This is a genomic window from Phycicoccus endophyticus, assembly GCF_011326735.1.
Lineage (GTDB): Bacteria > Actinomycetota > Actinomycetes > Actinomycetales > Dermatophilaceae > Phycicoccus > Phycicoccus endophyticus.
Window position 1 is genome coordinate 125552 of the sequence record NZ_JAANCN010000003.1, and the last position, 16985, is coordinate 142536.

General features: G+C 73.1%; 18 protein-coding genes and 3 tRNA genes. 3 read left to right on the forward strand and 18 right to left on the reverse strand.

Annotation, left to right across the window (positions count from 1 at the left end):
* Positions 1-266: 266 nt before the first annotated feature.
* The 8 genes from rplL to G8D98_RS05220 all read right to left on the reverse strand — a co-directional run bounded on the left by rplL (position 267) and on the right by G8D98_RS05220 (position 5251).
* Positions 267-662, reverse strand: coding sequence for a 50S ribosomal protein L7/L12 (rplL, locus tag G8D98_RS05185; protein WP_166099967.1), 396 nt, complete (start codon positions 660-662; stop codon positions 267-269).
* A 65-nt stretch (positions 663-727) separates the two neighbouring features.
* On the reverse strand, positions 728-1285 hold the full coding sequence (gene rplJ, locus G8D98_RS05190) for a 50S ribosomal protein L10 (protein WP_166099971.1): 558 nt from the start codon (positions 1283-1285) through the stop codon (positions 728-730).
* A gap of 275 nt (positions 1286-1560) precedes the next feature.
* Positions 1561-2373, reverse strand: coding sequence for an SCO4651 family lipoprotein (locus G8D98_RS05195; protein ID WP_166099973.1), 813 nt, complete (start codon positions 2371-2373; stop codon positions 1561-1563).
* Positions 2374-2555: 182 nt separating this feature from the next.
* On the reverse strand, positions 2556-3272 hold the full coding sequence (rplA, locus tag G8D98_RS05200) for a 50S ribosomal protein L1 (protein ID WP_166099976.1): 717 nt from the start codon (positions 3270-3272) through the stop codon (positions 2556-2558).
* 79 nt (positions 3273-3351) lie between these two features.
* Positions 3352-3783, reverse strand: a complete 432-nt coding sequence (rplK, locus tag G8D98_RS05205; protein ID WP_166099978.1) for a 50S ribosomal protein L11 — start codon at positions 3781-3783, stop codon at positions 3352-3354.
* Positions 3784-3869: 86 nt separating this feature from the next.
* Entirely contained in the window at positions 3870-4745 is an 876-nt protein-coding gene (nusG, locus tag G8D98_RS05210; protein ID WP_229661807.1) for a transcription termination/antitermination protein NusG, read from the reverse strand.
* Between the two features lie 56 nt (positions 4746-4801).
* A complete protein-coding gene (secE, locus tag G8D98_RS05215; protein WP_166099980.1) occupies positions 4802-5068 on the reverse strand; it encodes a preprotein translocase subunit SecE in 267 nt (88 codons plus the stop codon).
* A gap of 110 nt (positions 5069-5178) precedes the next feature.
* A tRNA-Trp gene (locus G8D98_RS05220) sits at positions 5179-5251 on the reverse strand.
* Between the two features lie 174 nt (positions 5252-5425).
* Here G8D98_RS05220 and G8D98_RS05225 point away from each other — a divergent pair.
* Genes G8D98_RS05225 through G8D98_RS05235 form a run of 3 tightly spaced genes read left to right on the forward strand, consistent with a single transcriptional unit; the run spans position 5426 to position 8287 of the window.
* Positions 5426-6724 carry an aspartate aminotransferase type Ic gene (locus tag G8D98_RS05225; RefSeq protein WP_166099982.1) on the forward strand — a complete coding sequence of 433 codons (1299 nt, stop codon included), beginning with the start codon at positions 5426-5428 and terminating at the stop codon, positions 6722-6724.
* A 4-nt stretch (positions 6725-6728) separates the two neighbouring features.
* Positions 6729-7229 carry a DUF5709 domain-containing protein gene (locus tag G8D98_RS05230; RefSeq protein WP_166099984.1) on the forward strand — a complete coding sequence of 167 codons (501 nt, stop codon included), beginning with the start codon at positions 6729-6731 and terminating at the stop codon, positions 7227-7229.
* On the forward strand, positions 7226-8287 hold the full coding sequence (locus G8D98_RS05235) for an adenosine deaminase (RefSeq protein ID WP_268238613.1): 1062 nt from the start codon (positions 7226-7228) through the stop codon (positions 8285-8287). Before G8D98_RS05230 ends, G8D98_RS05235 begins: the two co-directional genes overlap by 4 nt.
* A 101-nt stretch (positions 8288-8388) precedes the next feature.
* On the opposite strand, the gene G8D98_RS05240 is transcribed toward G8D98_RS05235, so the two are convergent.
* The 10 genes from G8D98_RS05240 to icmF all read right to left on the reverse strand — a co-directional run bounded on the left by G8D98_RS05240 (position 8389) and on the right by icmF (position 16959).
* Positions 8389-9462 carry a UDP-N-acetylmuramate dehydrogenase gene (locus G8D98_RS05240; protein ID WP_166099986.1) on the reverse strand — a complete coding sequence of 358 codons (1074 nt, stop codon included), beginning with the start codon at positions 9460-9462 and terminating at the stop codon, positions 8389-8391.
* Positions 9459-9890 carry a MaoC family dehydratase gene (locus tag G8D98_RS05245; RefSeq protein WP_166099989.1) on the reverse strand — a complete coding sequence of 144 codons (432 nt, stop codon included), beginning with the start codon at positions 9888-9890 and terminating at the stop codon, positions 9459-9461. The genes G8D98_RS05240 and G8D98_RS05245 overlap by 4 nt, the downstream gene beginning before the upstream one ends.
* A complete protein-coding gene (locus G8D98_RS05250; RefSeq protein WP_166099991.1) occupies positions 9887-10339 on the reverse strand; it encodes an FAS1-like dehydratase domain-containing protein in 453 nt (150 codons plus the stop codon). The genes G8D98_RS05245 and G8D98_RS05250 overlap by 4 nt, the downstream gene beginning before the upstream one ends.
* A gap of 139 nt (positions 10340-10478) precedes the next feature.
* The gene (gene rpmG / locus G8D98_RS05255; RefSeq protein ID WP_166099994.1) at positions 10479-10649 is read right to left on the reverse strand and encodes a 50S ribosomal protein L33; all 171 of its coding nucleotides are present in this window, start codon (positions 10647-10649) and stop codon (positions 10479-10481) included.
* A 130-nt stretch (positions 10650-10779) separates the two neighbouring features.
* A tRNA-Met gene (locus G8D98_RS05260) sits at positions 10780-10853 on the reverse strand.
* Positions 10854-10893: 40 nt separating this feature from the next.
* Positions 10894-10966, reverse strand: a tRNA-Thr gene (locus G8D98_RS05265).
* 51 nt (positions 10967-11017) lie between these two features.
* Complete coding sequence (locus G8D98_RS05270) at positions 11018-11770, reverse strand: helical backbone metal receptor (protein WP_262500207.1); 753 nt, start codon at positions 11768-11770, stop codon at positions 11018-11020.
* Positions 11771-11775: 5 nt separating this feature from the next.
* Positions 11776-12537: an SDR family NAD(P)-dependent oxidoreductase gene (locus G8D98_RS05275; RefSeq protein WP_166099996.1), complete on the reverse strand. Its 762-nt coding sequence runs from the start codon at positions 12535-12537 to the stop codon at positions 11776-11778.
* 26 nt (positions 12538-12563) lie between these two features.
* Complete coding sequence (locus G8D98_RS05280) at positions 12564-13604, reverse strand: P1 family peptidase (RefSeq protein WP_166099999.1); 1041 nt, start codon at positions 13602-13604, stop codon at positions 12564-12566.
* A 109-nt stretch (positions 13605-13713) separates the two neighbouring features.
* Complete coding sequence (gene icmF / locus G8D98_RS05285) at positions 13714-16959, reverse strand: fused isobutyryl-CoA mutase/GTPase IcmF (RefSeq protein WP_166100002.1); 3246 nt, start codon at positions 16957-16959, stop codon at positions 13714-13716.
* Positions 16960-16985: the final 26 nt, after the last annotated feature.

Genomic DNA, 16985 nt, shown 5'->3' on the forward strand with positions numbered 1-16985 from the left:
TCGTCGACGAGCGAGGGAAGGTTAGGGGCAGCGCAAAGAGACAGCATACCCCATGAACACAGCACCGTCCAACCGTGTCAAGCCCCAGGCTCCCGGTGCGGCCACCCGCAGCGGGGCGACGCGCAACAGAATGGCCCCCAGGCCCCCGCCCGTCAAGCGAAACGCGCATCCCGGGCGCGTCCCGCGCCGCCCGCAGACGCCAACCGGGGCCCGACCACGACGGTCGGGCCCCGGTTGCGCGGCGGCGTCCCCCGAGGGGGACGGGCTCACTTGAGGGTGACGGTGGCGCCGGCGCCCTCGAGCTGCTCCTTGGCCTTGTCGGCCGCGGCCTTGTCGACCTTCTCCAGGACGGGCTTGGGAGCGCCGTCGACGAGGTCCTTGGCCTCCTTCAGGCCGAGGGAGGTCAGCGCGCGGACCTCCTTGATGACGGCGATCTTCTTGTCGCCGGCGGCCTCGAGGACCACGTCGAACTCCTCCTGCTCGGCGGCGGCCTCGCCGCCGCCCTCGCCACCGGCGGCCGGGGCGGCCGCACCGGCGACCGCGACGGGCGCGGCGGCGGTGACGTTGAAGGTGTCCTCGAACTGCTTGACGAACTCGGAGAGCTCGATCAGGGTCATCTCCTTGAAGGCGTCAAGGAGCTCGTCGGTGCTGAGCTTTGCCATGTCTGGCGTCCTTTCTCTGCTGCTGCCGTGAGTGGCGTTTTCGGTGGTGAGCCGCCCCGATGGGGTCAGCTCGCGTCGCCACCCGCGGCGACGTCGGTGGTGGAGCCCTCTGCCTCGACCTTGGTCCGCAGCGCGTCGACCGTGCGGACGGCCTGGGACAGCGGTGCGGCGAAGAGGCGGACGGCCTGGCTGAGCGAGGCGTTCATCGCGCCCGCCAGCTTGGCGAGAAGCACCTCGCGGGACTCGAGGTCCGCGAGCTTGGTGATCTCCTCGGCGGAGAGGGCCTTGCCCTCGAGCACGCCGCCCTTGATCACCAGGTGGGGGTTGGCCTTGGCGAAGTCGCGCAGCCCCTTGGCGGCCTCGACCGCGTCACCCTCGACGAAGGCGATCGCGGACGGGCCGACGAGCTGGCCGTCGAACGCCGTGACACCGGCGTCCTTCGCGGCGAGCTGGGTCAGCGTGTTCTTGACCACGGCGTAGGTCGCGGTGCCACGCAGAGAGCTGCGCAGCTCGGTGATCTGCGCCACCGAGAGCCCGCGGTACTCCGTGAGGACGGCAGCGGTCGAGCTCTGGAACTTCTGCGAGAGCTCGGCGATCGCCGCAGCCTTGTCGGCACGTGACATTCGGGCCTCCTTCCGTCGGGTCGGACCGACGGGAAGGCCCCGGAACGAGAAAGGGCCCCGGCACAGGGCACGGGGCTTCGGCGGGCGCGGCGAGGGGCCGCACTGCGGAACGTCGTGGCCTGCGCTGGTCGCCCGCTCTCGGCGGGACCTTCGGTCTCGTGCGGGATGCACGCGACAGCCGGCGGTCTTCGGTCCCTCCCAGGGTACGGGACAGCACCGCCGGGGCCCAAATCGCGGCGGCCCGCACGCGCGGCCGCCGCGACCCGGGCGGGGGCTCAGCTCGTGGGCATCTCGAAGCTGCCCACCTCGGCCGCCGGGGGCGCGGAGACCTCGACCGGCTCCCCCCACTTGGAGTACGTCATCGTCATCGTCTGGCCGCCGACGTCCATCGACAGTGCGGTCGGCAGGCTCTCGCCGTCGACCGTCAGCTCGTAGCTCACGCCATCCGGGAGCTGCTCGATGCTGTCCTCGCTCAGCCCGGGGATCGTCTCAGCCTTGCTCTGGAGCTGCTTCTTCAGCTGGGCCTTGGTCAGGGTCACCGTGTACGTCACGCTGTCGCCGTCGACGTCGGTCACCGTGGCCGGGGTGTCCTGCAGCGCCCCGAGCTGGTCGGCCGGGTTGCCCATGGAGGACTCCATCTGCTCGAGCGTGGAGCCCATCATCTGGGACATCATGTCCTCGCCGTCGGGGACGATCTTGAGCCACTTCTTGCCCTGGGCGACCTCGGACATCGAGTCGCTGGACAGGTAGAGGACCTTGTCGACGTAGAGCACCTGGACCGACTCCCCCGACTGCGTCGTGCTCATCGACATCGCCGGGGCGTCACCGCTGTAGTCGACGTCGGCCTCCATGGCGCCCTGGTCCGGCACCTCCACCTGGACGTGGGCGCTGCCCTTGTCCTTGACGGCGGCGGACATCGACGCGGCGAGGTCGGCGAGGGTGACGGTGTCACCGACCGATCCGCCGGCGGCCGCGGGCGCCGCGGCGCTCGTCGAGGCCTCCCCCGCGGTCTCGGTGGCGGTCGAGCCGCAGGCCCCGAGGGCCAGGGCCCCCGCGACGGCGACAGCGGAGACGATCGTGCGCTTCATCGGTGCTTCCCCCTGAGAAGGTGGCGGACGGAGCCGCCCTCGGCCGGGAGCTCCCGTGAGGACAGCGTACGGCTCGGACGCGGCGCGCGCCTCCGGCGTTCCCCTACCCGCGGCCGGCTCGGCCCGCACGACGCACGGAGCCCGCCACCCCGGGAGGGCGGCGGGCTCCGGTCGGTGCCGGGTCAGACCTCGACGGCCTCGTCCACGAGGCCCCGGGTCTTGCTCGCGTCGAGCGGGATCCCCGGACCCATCGTCGTCGAGAGGGTGGCCTTGATGATGTAGCGCCCCTTGGCGGCCGACGGCTTGAGCCGCAGGACCTCCTCGAGCGCGGCGGCGTAGTTCTCCACGAGCGCCTTCTCGTCGAAGGACGCCTTGCCGATGATGAAGTGGAGGTTGGCGTGCTTGTCGACGCGGAACTCGATCTTGCCGCCCTTGATGTCCGAGACCGCCTTGGCGGTGTCCATCGTCACGGTGCCGGTCTTCGGGTTCGGCATGAGCCCGCGGGGGCCGAGGACCTTGCCGAGCCGCCCGACCTTGCCCATGAGGTCGGGCGTCGCGACGACCGCGTCGAAGTCCAGCCAGCCGCCGGAGACCTTCTCGAGGAGGTCGTCGGACCCGACGTAGTCGGCGCCGGCCGCGGTCGCGGCCTCCGCACGCTCGCCGGTGGCGAAGACGAGGACGCGGGCGGTCTTGCCCGTGCCGTGGGGGAGGTTGACCGTGCCGCGGACCATCTGGTCGGCCTTGCGGGGGTCGACGCCGAGCCGCATGGCGACCTCGACGGTCTCGTCGTACTTGGCCGACGCCGTGCTCTTGGCGAGACGGATGGCCTCGAGCGGGCCGTAGAGAGCCTCGCCGTCGATCCGCTCGGCGGCGGCCCGGTAGGCCTTGCTGCGCTTCATGTGCTGCTCCTGGTGATCAGTGAGGTGGAGTCGTGGTCGTCGGGCCAGCGCGGGCCCTGCCACAGGGGGTGGACCGGGCTCAGAGCTCGGTCTCGATGCCCATCTGTCGGGCGGTGCCGGCGATGATCTTCATCGCGGCGTCGACGTCGTTGGCGTTGAGGTCGGGCATCTTGGTCTCCGCGATCTCGCGGAGCTGGTCCTTGCTCAGCTTGCCGGCCTTGGTCTTGTGCGGCTCGCCGGAGCCCTTCTGGACGCCCGCGGCCTTCTTGATCAGCTCGCTGGCCGGCGGGGTCTTGGTGACGAAGGTGAACGAACGGTCTTCGTAGACCGTGATGACGACCGGGATGATGTTGCCGCGCTGGTGCTCGGTCGCCGCGTTGTACGCCTTGACGAACTCCATGATGTTGACGCCGTGCTGACCGAGGGCGGGGCCGACGGGCGGCGCCGGCGTCGCGGCACCGGCCTGGATCTGCAGGTTGATGTACCCGGAGACCTTCTTCTTGGGGGGCATGTCTGTCCTTGATCGGTGGTGGTGGGCCGACGCCGTGGGCGATGACCCCTTTGCAGCCCCGGGTCCCCGGGGCAGGTTCTCCTGCGTCAGATCTTGGCGACCTGGCCGAAGGAGAGCTCGACCGGGGTCTCCCGGCCGAAGATCGACACGAGCACCTTGAGCTTCTGGGTGTCGGCGTTGATCTCGGAGATCGTCGCCGGCAGCGTCTCGAAGGGCCCGTCCATGACGGTGACCGACTCGCCGACCTCGAAGTCGACGACGGTCGCCTCGGAGGTGCCGGACCCGGCGGCGGCCGGGGCGCCGGAGGCCGCGGAGGCCGCCACCGGCTGCTCGAGGTCGGCCGGCTTGAGCATGGTGAAGACCTCCTCGAGGGTCAGCGGGACCGGCTGGTGGGCGTTGCCGACGAAACCGGTGACCCCGGGGGTGTGCCGGACGGCGCCCCACGACTCGTCGGTGAGGTCCATCCGGACCAGGACGTAGCCGGGCATCCGGACCCGCCGGACGAGCTTGCGCTGCCCGCCCTTGATCTCGGTGACCTCCTCCATGGGGACCTGCACCTCGAAGATGTAGTCCTCCATGTTCAGGGACTGGGTGCGGTTCTCGAGGTTGGCCTTGACCCGGTTCTCGTAGCCGGCGTAGCTGTGGACGACGTACCACTCGCCGAACTTGCCCGCGAGGTCGTCCTTGAACGCCTGGACCGGGTCGAGGCCCTCGAGGAGGTCGCCGTCCTCGTCGGCGGCGCCGGCCTCGACCGGTGCCTCCTCCACCGGGGTGTCCTCCACCGGGGTGTCCGCGGCGGCGACCTCGTCTGCGGGGGCCTGCGCGGCCGGGGTCTCCTCCGCGGGTGCCGGGGCGGCCTCGTCCTCGACGACGGGCTCGGGCAGCACCTCGGGGGCGTCCTCGGACACCGGCTCGGCGCTCTCGGGCGCCGCGTCGGCGTTGTCGGTCCACTGGTCGGACACGGGTGACCTCTTCCTTCGTTCGCGGAGTGCCAGGTAGCGGGCGCGTGCGGCGCGCGTCAGGAACCGAGGACCAGGGCGACGAGCTTGCTGAAGCCGAGGTCGAGCGCGGAGACGAGCGCCATCATCACCGTCACGAAGACGATGACGACGAGTGTGTAGTTCCACAGCTCGTTCCGGGTCGGCCGCACGACCTTGCGCAGCTCGTCGAGGATCTGGCTGACGAACAGGCCGACGGCACCGAAGAGGCGCGAGATGGGGTTGCCCCCGGACTCCCGGCCCTTGGCGGGGCGGGAGCCGGTCCTCGTCTGACCCAGGTCGGTCACGGTGCCTCTTCACGTCGAGCTTGCTCGGTCCGGTTGCCTTCCGCGCGAGACGCCCGCGAAGGCAGCCCGGTGACCGGGCCGCTGATCGTGGACGTACCACACGTGCGACGCAGGGCAGGAGGGACTCGAACCCCCAACCGCCGGTTTTGGAGACCGGTGCTCTACCAGTTGAGCCACTGCCCTGTGGGACCCCATGGGGTGGGGACCCGGGCGGCGCGACCGCTCCCGGGCAGGCCGAGATGGCAGTCACACCGAGGAGACAGCATACGTGAGGGCGGGCCGTGGGCGCGAACCGGCGGCCCGCCCGGGGGCCGGTCACCCCCGCCGCGGGCCCGGCGCCTCTGCCACGATGGACCCGTGAGCACCGCCGCCCCCCGCACCCCCCTAGCCGACCGCTCGCCCGCCGAGCTGGCCTCGTTCGTCGACGAGCAGCGGGCCGCCTACGCGGCCCTCACCGCCCGCGGCCTCTCCCTCGACCTGACCCGGGGGAAGCCGAGCCCGGAGCAGCTCGACCTGGCCGAGGCCCTCCTGCACCTGCCCGAGGGCCACCTGGACCGCGCGGGTACCGACGTGCGCAACTACGGGGGCCTGCAGGGGCTGCCGGAACTGCGCGAGATGTTCGCCGACCTGCTCGGCGTCGACCCCGACCAGGTCGTCGCGGGCGGCAACGCCAGCCTCACGATGATGCACGAGGTCCTCGTGGACCACCTCCTCCACGGCGGCCTGGGCTCGCCGCGCCCCTGGCGCGAGGAGGAGAAGGTGACCTTCATCTGCCCGGTCCCCGGCTACGACCGGCACTACACGATGCTCGAGTCCTACGGCATCGAGATGGTCACCGTCCCGATGCGCGAGGACGGCCCGGACGTCGAGGCCGTCGAGGCGCTCGTCAAGGACGACCCGAGCGTCAAGGGCATGTGGATCGTGCCGACCTACGCCAACCCGGTCGGCTCGGTCGTCACCCAGGAGGTGGCCGCGCGGCTCGCGGCCATGCCGGCAGCGGCACCGGACTTCCGGCTGTTCTGGGACAACGCCTACGCGCTGCACCACCTCACCGAGGACGAGGCCAAGTCGGCGGACATCCTCTCCCTCGCCTCGGCCGCCGGGAACCCGCACCGTCCGGTGGTCTTCGCCTCGACGAGCAAGATCACCTTCGCCGGGGCCGGCGTGGCCTTCCTCGCCGGTTCGCGCGAGACGGTCCAGTGGTACCTGTCCCACCTGAAGTTCGCGTCGATCGGGCCGGACAAGGTCAACCAGCTGCGCCACGTGCAGTTCTTCGGGTCGCCCGACGGGGTCCGCCAGCACATGGCGCGCCACCGCGCCATCCTCGCCCCGAAGTTCGCCGCCGTCGACGCGGCGCTGACGGCCGAGCTGGACGGGCTCGGGGTGGCCGAGTGGACGCGCCCCCGGGGTGGGTACTTCGTCAGCGTCGACGTGCCGGACGGCTGCGCGTCGCGGGTCGTCCAGCTCGCCCGGGAGGCCGGCATCGCGCTGACCCCGGCCGGCGCCTCCTTCCCGCACGGCGTGGACCCCCGCGACCGGAACATCCGGCTGGCGCCCTCCTTCCCCTCCCTCGCCGAGGTCGAGACCGCGATGGCCGGGGTCGCGACGTGCGTGGCCCTCGCCGCGGCCGAGCAGCTGCTCGCCGACGTAGGGTGAACGGATGAGCGACCAGCCCCACGACGAGACCGACGCCGGCGTCACGTACGGCGACGAGGACCAGCTCCAGCCCGAGGACACCCTCGAGCAGGACGGGGTCGACGACGTCCTCGACCGCGGGTACTCGCCGCCGGAGCGGCTGCGCGGCTCGATCGCCCACGGCGTCACCGTCGAGGAGCAGGGCAGGGAGGAGACCATCGAGGAGCGCATCCACCAGGAGGTGGCCGACCCCACGTCCGCGTACGGCGCTCCCGAGAACGAGTCCGGGCTCGACGAGCCCCGCGTGGGCGGCGACGACCCGGACGCCATCGACGCCACGCAGGACTGGCTCGGGGACGGAGAGGTCGGGGACGAGCGCTCGGGCCGGCTCGTGGCTCCGGACGAGGGCCTGGGTGAGGACGAGGAGGCCGACCTCGTCGGTGAGGACGTCGGCATCGACGGCGCCGCCGCCTCCGCCGAGGAGGCCGCGGTGCACGTCGTCGACGGGGAGACCGCGCAGGAGTGAGCGAGGCTCCCGCCGGGGCGGCCCCCGGGCCGCGTCCGGTGGGCGCGCTGCCGAAGGCCCACCTCCATCTCCACTTCACGGGCTCGATGAGCGTGCGGACCGTGCGCGAGATGGCCCTCGAGCACGGGCTGCCCCTGCCCGCGACGCTGACCGACGGGGCTGCGACGCGGTTCGACATCTCCGACTCCCGAGGCTGGTTCCGCTTCCAGCGCCTCTACGACGTGGCCCGGGCCTGCGTGCGCGGGGAGGGCGACATGCGGCGCATCGTGCGGGAGGGGGCGCTCGAGGACGGCGCCGAGGGGTCGCGGTGGCTCGAGCTGCAGGTCGACCCGACCTCGTACGCGCCGTTCGTCGGGGGCATCACCCCCGCGCTGGAGATCGTGCTCGACGAGGCCGCGGCGGTCTCGCGCGTCGCGGGGGCCGCCCAGGTCGCGGTCGTCGTCGCCGCCTCCCGGATGCGCCACCCCCTCGAGGCCCGGACGCTGGCCCGGCTGGCCGCCCGGTACGCCGGTGACGGGCCCGGTGCGGTCGTCGGGTTCGGCCTGTCGAACGACGAGCGGCGGGGCCATGCCGCCGAGTTCGAGCCGGCGTTCCGCATCGCCCGGCGGGCTGGGCTGGCGTCGGTGCCGCACGCCGGCGAGCTGCTCGGGCCGCAGGCGGTGAGCGAGACCCTCGAGGCGATGGCACCCGACCGGCTCGGGCACGGCGTGCGCTCGGTGGAGGACCCGCGGGTGCTCGAGCGGGTCGTCGCCGCCGGGGTGGCCCTGGAGGTGTGCCCGGCCTCGAACGTCTCCCTCGGGGTGTACGACGTGCCCGAGGAGGTGCCGCTGCGCCGGCTGCTCGACGCGGGCGCCGTCGTGGCGCTCGGGGCGGACGACCCGTTGATCTTCGGGTCGCGGCTGGCCGACCAGTACGAGACGGCGCGCACGGTGCACGGTCTCTCCGACGCCGAGCTCGCCGGGCTGGCGCGCGCCTCCTTCGCGGCGAGCCGCGCGCCGGCCGAGGTGCGCGCTGCGGCCGAGCGGGACATCGAGGGCTGGCTCGGTTCACCCGGCTGACGACCGGCTCCGCTCCCGTCCCCGTGCGGCCGTCGAGGCACCGTGGACAGCATCCGGCGCGCCGGATGCCCGCGCCGACCGCGCCGACCGGGCCGGCCCGCCTACAGGCTCGCGCCGACGAGCACCGGCTCGTTGACCAGCCGCACCCCGAACGCCGCCTGCACCCCGTCGCGGATCTCGCGGGCGAGTGCCACGACGTCCTCGGCCCGGGCCTCGCCGCGGTTGGTCAGCGCCAGCGCGTGCTTGCTCGAGAGCGCCACCGGGCCGGGCAGCCCGAACCCCTTGCCGAACCCCGCCCGCTCGATGAGCCAGGCCGCCGAGGTCTTCACCCTCCCGTCCGGCTCGGGGTACCGAGGCGGCGGGCCGGCATCGGCACCGAGCCGCGCGGTCGCCCGGGCCTCGAGGTCGGCGTACTCCTCGGCCGTCAGCAGCGGGTTGGTGAAGAACGACCCGCACGACCACGTGTCGTGGTCGGCCTCGTCGAGCACCATGCCGCGCCGCCGCCGCTGGGCGAGCACCGCCTCGCGGGCCTGGGGCAGTGGCACCCGGTCTCCCACCGCGACCCCGAGCTGGCGCGCGAGGTCGGCGTAGGCGACCGGCCGCGACAGGTCGGCCAGCACGAGCTGGAACATCACCTCGAGGACGACGTACCGGTCGGTGCCCTTCAAGAGCGAGTGGCGGTAGGTGAACCGGCACTGTGCCGAGGTCATCGTCCGCACCCGCTGGTCCACCCGGTCCCAGACCCGCACCCGCGCGATCGTCTGCGCGACCTCCTGGCCGTACGCCCCGACGTTCTGCACGGGGGTCGCGCCGGTCGAGCCCGGGATGCCGGAGAGCGCCTCGACCCCCGACCAGCCCTCGGCGACCGCCCGCTCGACGAACGGGTCCCACGGCTCCCCCGCGGCGACGACGACGTTGGCTCCCCCGCACGAGTCGGCCGAGTCCACCTCGACCCCCCGGGTGGCCACCTTGACGACCGTGCCGGGGAACCCGTCGTCCGGGAGCACGAGGTTGGACCCGCCGCCGAGGACGAGCAGCGGCTCCTCGGCGTCGTCGACCTCGCGGACGGCGTCGACGAGCTCGTCGGTCGTCTCCGCGACCACCATCCGGGCCGCGGGGCCCCCGACGCGCATCGTCGTGTGCCCCGCGAGCGGCTCGCCGACCAGCTCTGTCATCCGTCGACGTCGAGGCGCACGACCGCGACGCAGCGCCCCAGCACCTTGCGCCCCTCGCTCGTCGCGGTGAGGTCGACCGTGACCCGCCCGGTCTCGGCCTCGACGGCCCGGACCGTGCCCGAGACCACGACCTCGCCGCCGGAGGCCGGGACGACCACGGGCTGGGTGAACCGGGTGCCGTACTCGACCACCCGGCCCGCGTCACCGGCCCACTCGGACACGACCGTGCCGGCGGCGCCCATCGTCCACATCCCGTGGGCGATGACGTCGGGCAGCCCGACCGAGCGGGCGAACTCCTCGTCCTGGTGGATCGGGTTCTGGTCCCCCGAGGCGTTCGCGTAGGCCACGAGGGTCTCCCGGGTGACCGGCACGGTGACCGGGCCGACGGCGTCCCCGACCGCCACCGAGGCGAGGCTGCGGGCGCTCATCCCTCCTCACCGCCCCGGACCACGATGGTCGAGGTGCACGTCGCCAGCGCCTCGCCCCCGCCGGTGGCCAGCTCGGTGCGGGTCGTGACCATCGCGTGGCCACCGGCGTGGCGGATCTGGTCGACGGTGAGCACCCCGAGCACCTCGTCGCCCGCGGTGATCGGCCGGTGGTGGACGAAGCGCTGCTCGCCGTGGACGACCCGGCTGTAGTCGATGCCGGCCTCCGGGTCGGCGACGTAGGCCCGGTCGGCCGCTTGGGCGAAGCGCACCGCCATCGTCGGCGGCGCGACGACGTCGGCGTAGCCGGCCGCCCGGGCCGCGCCGGGGTCGGTGTGGACCGGGTCGCTCGAGCCGACGGCCGCGGCGAAGGCGGCGATGAGCGCGGCGTCGACGGGGTAGGGCCCGCTCGGCGGGTAGGTGCGTCCGACGAAGTCGGCGTTGACTGCCATGCGGCCCACTCTAGGGGCGCGCGGCATCCGGGCCCCAACCCCGGCGAGACCGCTCGCTGCGGGGACGCGAGAGGCCGCCGGCACCGGTGGTGCGGGCGGCCTCTCGGCGACGCGGACGCGCCCGTGCGGGCGCGTGGGGTCAGCGGGTCTCGCGGTGCGCGGTGTGCTTCTTGCAGCGCGGGCAGAACTTCGCCAGCTCGAGCCGGTCGGGGTCGTTGCGGCGGTTCTTCTTCGTGATGTAGTTGCGCTCCTTGCACTCCGTGCACGCCATGGTGATCTTCGGGCGGACGTCGGCGCTCTTGCTGGCCACGGGGCAACCTGCTCTCGGAAAACGGTGGTGGATCTGGGGGCGTCGGTGGCGCAGGGGTGGGCCCCACGCACGGACATCAGCACAACAGGGTACGCGACCCCGGGCATTCCCCGGAAATCGCGACCTCGCGTAGCGGGAGCGGGGCTCGATCCCGCGACCTCACGATTATGAGTCGTGCGCTCTAACCAGCTGAGCTATCCCGCCGTGTCCGACCGTGCCCGGCGAGGCCGGTCCGGCCGGTCCGAGCCCCCTGTCGGAATCGAACCGACGACCTTTTCCTTACCATGGAAACGCTCTGCCGACTGAGCTAAGGGGGCGGGTCCGCGGGGGTCTCGACCACCCGGCAGGCCGTCGGAAACAGTACACGCTCACGCTCGGTCGAGCGAAATCCGCGACTCCGTCAGCGCCGGTCCGTACCACGTGAGCAGCCGGCCCGAGACCAGCCGGGTGGGCACCCGGACGAAGGCCTCCGGCCCGTCCGTCGTGGTGAACTCGTACGGCTCGTCCGGGAGGAGGACCACGTCGGCCAGCCCGGGGTCGTCGAGGGCCTCGAGGGTGGCGCCCGGGTAGCGCCCGCTCCCCCGCCCGCCGACGACCTCGTAGCCGAGCCGGGCGAGCAGGTCGGCGGTGAACGTCGGCCGGCCGACGACCATCCACGGGTCCCGCCAGACCGGGACGACGGCCCGCGTCGTCGGTGCGGGGACCGGCCCGGCCCAGGCCTCGCTCGCCTCGCGCAGCCACGGCGGCCCCGGCACGTCGAGCCCCTCGGCGAACAGCCGCCGCATCGACGCCAGCGCCTGGGGCACGCTCTCGATGTCGGTGACCCAGACGGCCACCCCCCGCTCGCGCAGCCGCCGCACGTCGAGCTCGCGGTTCTCCTCCTTGTTCGCGACGACGAGGTCGGGCTCGAGGCCGGCGACCGCCGCGAGGTCCGGGTTCTTCGTCCCCCGCACGCGCGCGACGTGCAGGCCCGCCGGCCGGGTGCACCAGTCGGTGGCGCCGACGAGCCGGTCGGGGCAGGTCGCGGCGAGCGCCTCGGTGAGCGAGGGGACGAGCGAGACGACCCGGCGCGCCGGCGCCTCGAGGGGCACCGGCGCGCCGAGGTCGTCGCGCAGGCTCACCGCCGTCAGCGCGGGGCCATCCGCAGGGCGCCGTCCATCCGGATGACCTCGCCGTTGAGGTAGTCGTGGCCGACGATGGCGAGGACGAGCTGGGCGTACTCCTCGGGCCGGGCGAGGCGGTGCGGGAAGGGGACCCCGGCCGCGAGGCCGGCACGGAACTCCTCGGAGACCGTCGCGAGCATCGGGGTCTCGACGATGCCCGGCGCGATGGTCATGACCCGGATGCCGTACTGGGCCAGGTCACGAGCGGCCGGCAGGGTGAGCCCGACGATGCCTCCCTTGGAGGAGCTGTAGGCGGCCTGCCCGACCTGGCCGTCGTAGGCGGCGACGCTCGCGGTGTTGACGACGACGCCGCGCTGGCCGTCGGCGTCCGGCTCGGTCGCCGCGATGGCCTCGGCCGCGAGCGCCATGACGACGAAGGTGCCGACGAGGTTGACCTCGACGACCTTGCGGTAGAGGTCGATCGCGTGGGTGCCCTTGCGCCCGAGGATGCGCTGGGACGGACCGATGCCGGCGCAGCTGACGACGACGCGCAGCGGACGGTCGGGGTCGCCCGCGGCCCGCTGGACCGCGGCTCGGACCTCGGCCTCGGAGGTCACGTCGGTCGGGACGTGCTCGACGCCCTCGACCGCGGGGGCGGCGGCACAGGCGTCGGGCAGGTCGAGGGCGTACACGCGGGCGCCGCTGTCGGCGAGGGCGGCGGCGGTGGCCGCGCCGAGGCCGGAGGCTCCCCCGGTGACGATGGCGGAGATGTCTGCGGTCTGCATCCCCTCATCCTGCCGTGTGGCAGCCCTCACGCCGAACCCGGAGGTCCGCCCCCCTGCAGCGCTGCCCCGAGCAGGTCGTGCGGCAGGGCGTGGACGGTCGTGCCGCCCCGGCCGGTCATCGTCTCGGCCGCGAGGAGCGCGCCCACGATGGCGGCCTCGGTGGCCTCGACGACAGCGGCGAAGAGCGGGTTCATCGCGTCGTGGCCGAGCATCGTCACCGCGTGCGTCAGCCCGTGCCGGCCGCCCTTGTCGCTCGACATGCCGCGGTTCCCCGTGGCGAACGCCACGGTGAAGTCGCCGCTGGAGTGCTCGCCCAGGCCGCCGGTCCGGCCGATGCCGAGCGAGGCACGGCGCGCCAGCCGGTCGCACTGCCCCGGCAGCAGCGGCGCGTCCGTGGCGACGACGACGACGATCGAGCCTGCGCCGGGAGTGCCCCGCGGTGGCACGGGCACGACGTCCGGGCCGATCCGGGAGCCCACGTCGACGCCCTCGACGCGCAGCCGGTCGCGGCGGCCGTGGTTGGCCTGGACGAGGACCCCGACGGTGAAGCCGCCGTCCTCGTCCGGCACGACGCGGGACGCGGTCCCGGTGCCGCCCTTGAACCCGTGGCAGATCATCCCGGTGCCGCCGCCGACACAGCCCTGCGCGACCGGCCCGCTCGCGGCCGACTCGAACGCCGCCCGCAGGTGCTCGGCGGTCACGTGCTGACCGCCGATGTCGTTGAGCACGCCGTCGTACGTCTCGCCGACGACGGGCAGCGACCAGCGGTCCTCGCCCAGCGTCCCCAGCCCGCAGATGGCGTCGCGCACGACGCCGACGGAGTGCGTGTTGGTGATCGCGACGGGCGTCGTCAGCATCCCGCTCTCGCGGACCCATGCGAGCCCGGTCACCTCGCCGTTGCCGTTGAGCACGTCCGAGCCGGCGAAGTAGGGCTCGCGGCCGATGTCGCCGTCGTGCGGCCGGACGACCGTGACCCCGGTCCGGACGTCGTCACCCTCGACGAGGGTCGTGCACCCGACGAGCACCCCGGGGACGTCGGTGATGGCGTCCCAAGGCCCCGAGGGCATGGTCCCGATCCTCGGCTGGTGACCCACGGTGGCCACGCTAGCGGCCGCCGCCGAGATCGGCGCCGAGGGGCGGGTGGTCCGTGACGGCCTGGCCTGACGCGAGCGCGGGTCAGACGTTGCGACGGTACTGGCCGCCGACCTCGAAGAAGGCCTCGGTGACCTGCTGCAGAGAACACACCCGCGCGGCGTCCATGAGCACGGCGAAGACGTTCTCGCCGCTCGTCGCCGCCGCGCGCAGGCGGGCGAGCGCCCGCTCGGCCTCCTCGCGGTGGGTCGCCCGGAAGCTCTCGACCCGCCGTAGCTGGCTCTCCTTCTCCTCCTCGGTGGCGCGGGCGAGGACCACCTCGGCCGGGGAGACCTCGGCGTCCGGGCGCACGAAGGTGTTGACCCCGACGATCGGCAGCGAGCCGTCGTGCTTGCGGTGCTCGTAGAGCATCGACTCGTCCTGGATGCGGCCGCGCTGGTAGCCGGTCTCCATCGCGCCGAGCACCCCGCCCCGCTCGGAGATCCGGTCGAACTCGGCGAGGACGGCCTCCTCGACGAGGTCGGTCAGCTCGTCGACGACGAACGAGCCCTGGAGGGGGTTCTCGTTCGTCGCGAGCCCCCACTCCTTGCCGATGACGAGCTGGATGGCCAGGGCCCGGCGCACCGACTCCTCGGACGGGGTCGTCACCGCCTCGTCGTAGGCGTTGGTGTGCAGGCTGTTGGCGTTGTCGTAGACCGCGCAGAGCGCCTGGAGGGTGGTGCGGACGTCGTTGAAGGCCATCTCCTGGGCGTGCAGGGAGCGCCCCGAGGTCTGCACGTGGTACTTCAGCTTCTGGCTGCGCTCACCGGCGCCGTACTTCTCGCGCATCGCGACCGCCCAGATGCGCCGGGCGACCCGGCCGATCACGGTGTACTCGGGGTCCATCCCGTTGCTGAAGAAGAACGACAGGTTCGGGGCGAAGTCGTCGATGTCCATGCCGCGCGCCAGATAGGCCTCGACGTAGGTGAACCCGTTGGCCAGGGTGAAGGCCAGCTGGCTGATGGGGTTCGCCCCGGCCTCGGCGATGTGGTAGCCGCTGATCGAGACCGAGTAGAAGTTGCGCACCTCGTGGGCGATGAACCACTCCTGGATGTCGGCCATCATCCGCAGGCTGAACTCCGTGGAGAACAGGCAGGTGTTCTGGCCCTGGTCCTCCTTGAGGATGTCGGCCTGCACCGTGCCGCGGACGGTCGCGAGCGCCCGGGCCTGCACCTGCTCGCGCTCGGTGTCGCTCGGCTCGCGCCCCTGCTCCTGCGCCCAGCGCTCGAGCGCGCGGTCGGTCACGGTGTTGAGGAAGAAGGCGAGGATCGTCGGCGCCGGGCCGTTGATCGTCATCGACACGCTCGTCGTCGGCGCGGTGAGGTCGAAGCCGTCGTAGAGCGCCTTCATGTCCTCCAGCGTCGCGACCGACACCCCGGAGGTGCCGACCTTGCCGTAGACGTCGGGCCTCGGGTCGGGGTCGCGCCCGTAGAGGGTCACCGAGTCGAAGGCGGTCGACAGGCGGGTGGCTGGCTGGCCCTCGGACAGCAGCCTGAACCGGCGGTTGGTGCGGAACGGGTCGCCCTCGCCGGCGAACATCCGCGCCGGGTCCTCGGTGTCGCGCTTGAACCGGAAGACACCGGCCGTGAAGGGGAACCACCCGGGCAGGTGCTCGCGGCGCAGGAACGACAGGAGGTCGCCGTCGTCGGTGTAGCGCGGCAGCGAGACCCGCCGGATCTCACTGCCGGAGAGGGACTCCTTGACGAGGCTGGTGTGGATCTCGCGGTCGCGGACGGTGACGACCTGCTCCTGGCCGCTGTAGTCCTGCACGACCTGGGGCCAGCCCGCCAGCTGCTCGGCGAGTGCCGTCGGCAGGTCCTGCCGGGCCCGCTCGAGCAGGGCGTCGAGGTCACCGGTGTCCTTCCCGGCCTCGGCCAGGGCCGCGCGCGCCGACCCGAGGCGCTGCACCCGGCGGGCGACCTGCGCCCATCGCCGGGTGTCCGCGTGGTAGCCGCGGACGGTCTCGGCGATCTCGGAGAGGTAGCGCACCCGTTCCGGTGGCAGGACCTGGCGGATCGCGGTCGAGTGGCGGGTGTCCACCGGCGCGAGCGCGCCCTCCTCGACGGGCAGGCCCTGGGCGGCGAGCAGGCCGCGCAGCTCCTGGTAGAGGGCGGTCACGCCGTCGTCGTTGAACGTCGCGGCGGACGTGCCGTACACCGGCATGTCCTCCGGGCGGCTCCCGAAGGCCGACCGGTTGCGCACGAGCTGCCGCCCGACGTCCCGCAGGGCGTCCATGGCGCCCCGGCGCTCGAACTTGTTGATCGCCACGACGTCGGCGAAGTCGAGCATGTCGATCTTCTCGAGCTGGCTCGCGGCGCCAAACTCCGGGGTCATGACGTAGAGGTTGACGTCCGCGTAGGAGGTGATGGCGGCATCGCCCTGCCCGATGCCCGGTGTCTCGACGACGACGAGGTCGAAGCCGGCCGCGCGCAGGACGGTGAGCACGTCCGGGAGCGCCTCGGGCACCTCGTGCCCGCCCCGGGTCGCCAGGGAACGGTAGTAGACCCGGTCGCCGTCGAGGCTGTTCATCCGGATCCGGTCCCCGAGCAGGGCACCGCCACCCTTGCGGCGCGTCGGGTCGATGGCGACGCACGCCACCCGCAGCTTGTCCTGCTGGTCCACCCGCAGCCGGCGCACCAGCTCGTCGGTGAGGCTCGACTTGCCCGACCCCCCGGTGCCCGTGATGCCGAGGACCGGGACCTGCCGGGTGGCCGCGGCCTGCCGCAGCGCGTCCCGGAAGCGGTCCTCGAGCTGGCCCGCCTCGGCACCGGTGATTGCCCGCGCCACGGCCGCCCGGTCGCCCGAGACCACGGCCTCGGGGGTCGTCGGCCCGCTCGCCCACAGGTCGGTGTCGCACGCGGCGACGACCTCGTTGACCATGCCGGGCAGCCCGAGCCGCTGGCCGTCCTCGGGGCTGAAGATCGTCACCCCGGCCTCGCGCAGCCGGGCGACCTCCGCGGGGACGATGACCCCGCCACCGCCACCGACGACCCGCACGTGGCCCGCACCGGCCTGCGCGAGCAGCTGCACGAGGTACTCGAAGTACTCGACGTGCCCGCCCTGGTAGGAGCTGACCGCCACCCCCTGGGCGTCCTCCTCGACCGCGGCGTCGACGACCTCCTGGACCGAGCGGTTGTGCCCGAGGTGGATGACCTCGGCACCCTGGCTCTGCATGATCCGCCGCATGATGTTGATCGAGGCGTCGTGCCCGTCGAACAGGCTCGAGGCCGTGACGATCCGCACGGGGTGGGTCGGGACGTGGAGCCCCGTGGTGCTCGGCTGCGCTGCCATCGTGGTCCTTCCGGGGTCGCCGGGTG

Bases quoted from the DNA above. Each gene is read 5' to 3' on its own strand.
- rplA (WP_166099976.1), bottom strand. From the start codon at position 3,272: ATGAAGCGCAGCAAGGCCTACCGGGCCGCCGCCGAGCGGATCGACGGC.
- rplL (WP_166099967.1), bottom strand. From the start codon at position 662: ATGGCAAAGCTCAGCACCGACGAGCTCCTTGACGCCTTCAAGGAGATG.
- G8D98_RS05250 (WP_166099991.1), bottom strand. From the start codon at position 10,339: ATGGCAGTCAACGCCGACTTCGTCGGACGCACCTACCCGCCGAGCGGG.
- G8D98_RS05195 (WP_166099973.1), bottom strand. From the start codon at position 2,373: ATGAAGCGCACGATCGTCTCCGCTGTCGCCGTCGCGGGGGCCCTGGCC.
- G8D98_RS05245 (WP_166099989.1), bottom strand. From the start codon at position 9,890: ATGAGCGCCCGCAGCCTCGCCTCGGTGGCGGTCGGGGACGCCGTCGGC.
- rplJ (WP_166099971.1), bottom strand. From the start codon at position 1,285: ATGTCACGTGCCGACAAGGCTGCGGCGATCGCCGAGCTCTCGCAGAAG.
- G8D98_RS05230 (WP_166099984.1), top strand. From the start codon at position 6,729: ATGAGCGACCAGCCCCACGACGAGACCGACGCCGGCGTCACGTACGGC.
- G8D98_RS05275 (WP_166099996.1), bottom strand. From the start codon at position 12,537: ATGCAGACCGCAGACATCTCCGCCATCGTCACCGGGGGAGCCTCCGGC.
- G8D98_RS05280 (WP_166099999.1), bottom strand. From the start codon at position 13,604: ATGCCCTCGGGGCCTTGGGACGCCATCACCGACGTCCCCGGGGTGCTC.
- icmF (WP_166100002.1), bottom strand. From the start codon at position 16,959: ATGGCAGCGCAGCCGAGCACCACGGGGCTCCACGTCCCGACCCACCCC.
- rplK (WP_166099978.1), bottom strand. From the start codon at position 3,783: ATGCCCCCCAAGAAGAAGGTCTCCGGGTACATCAACCTGCAGATCCAG.
- G8D98_RS05240 (WP_166099986.1), bottom strand. From the start codon at position 9,462: ATGACAGAGCTGGTCGGCGAGCCGCTCGCGGGGCACACGACGATGCGC.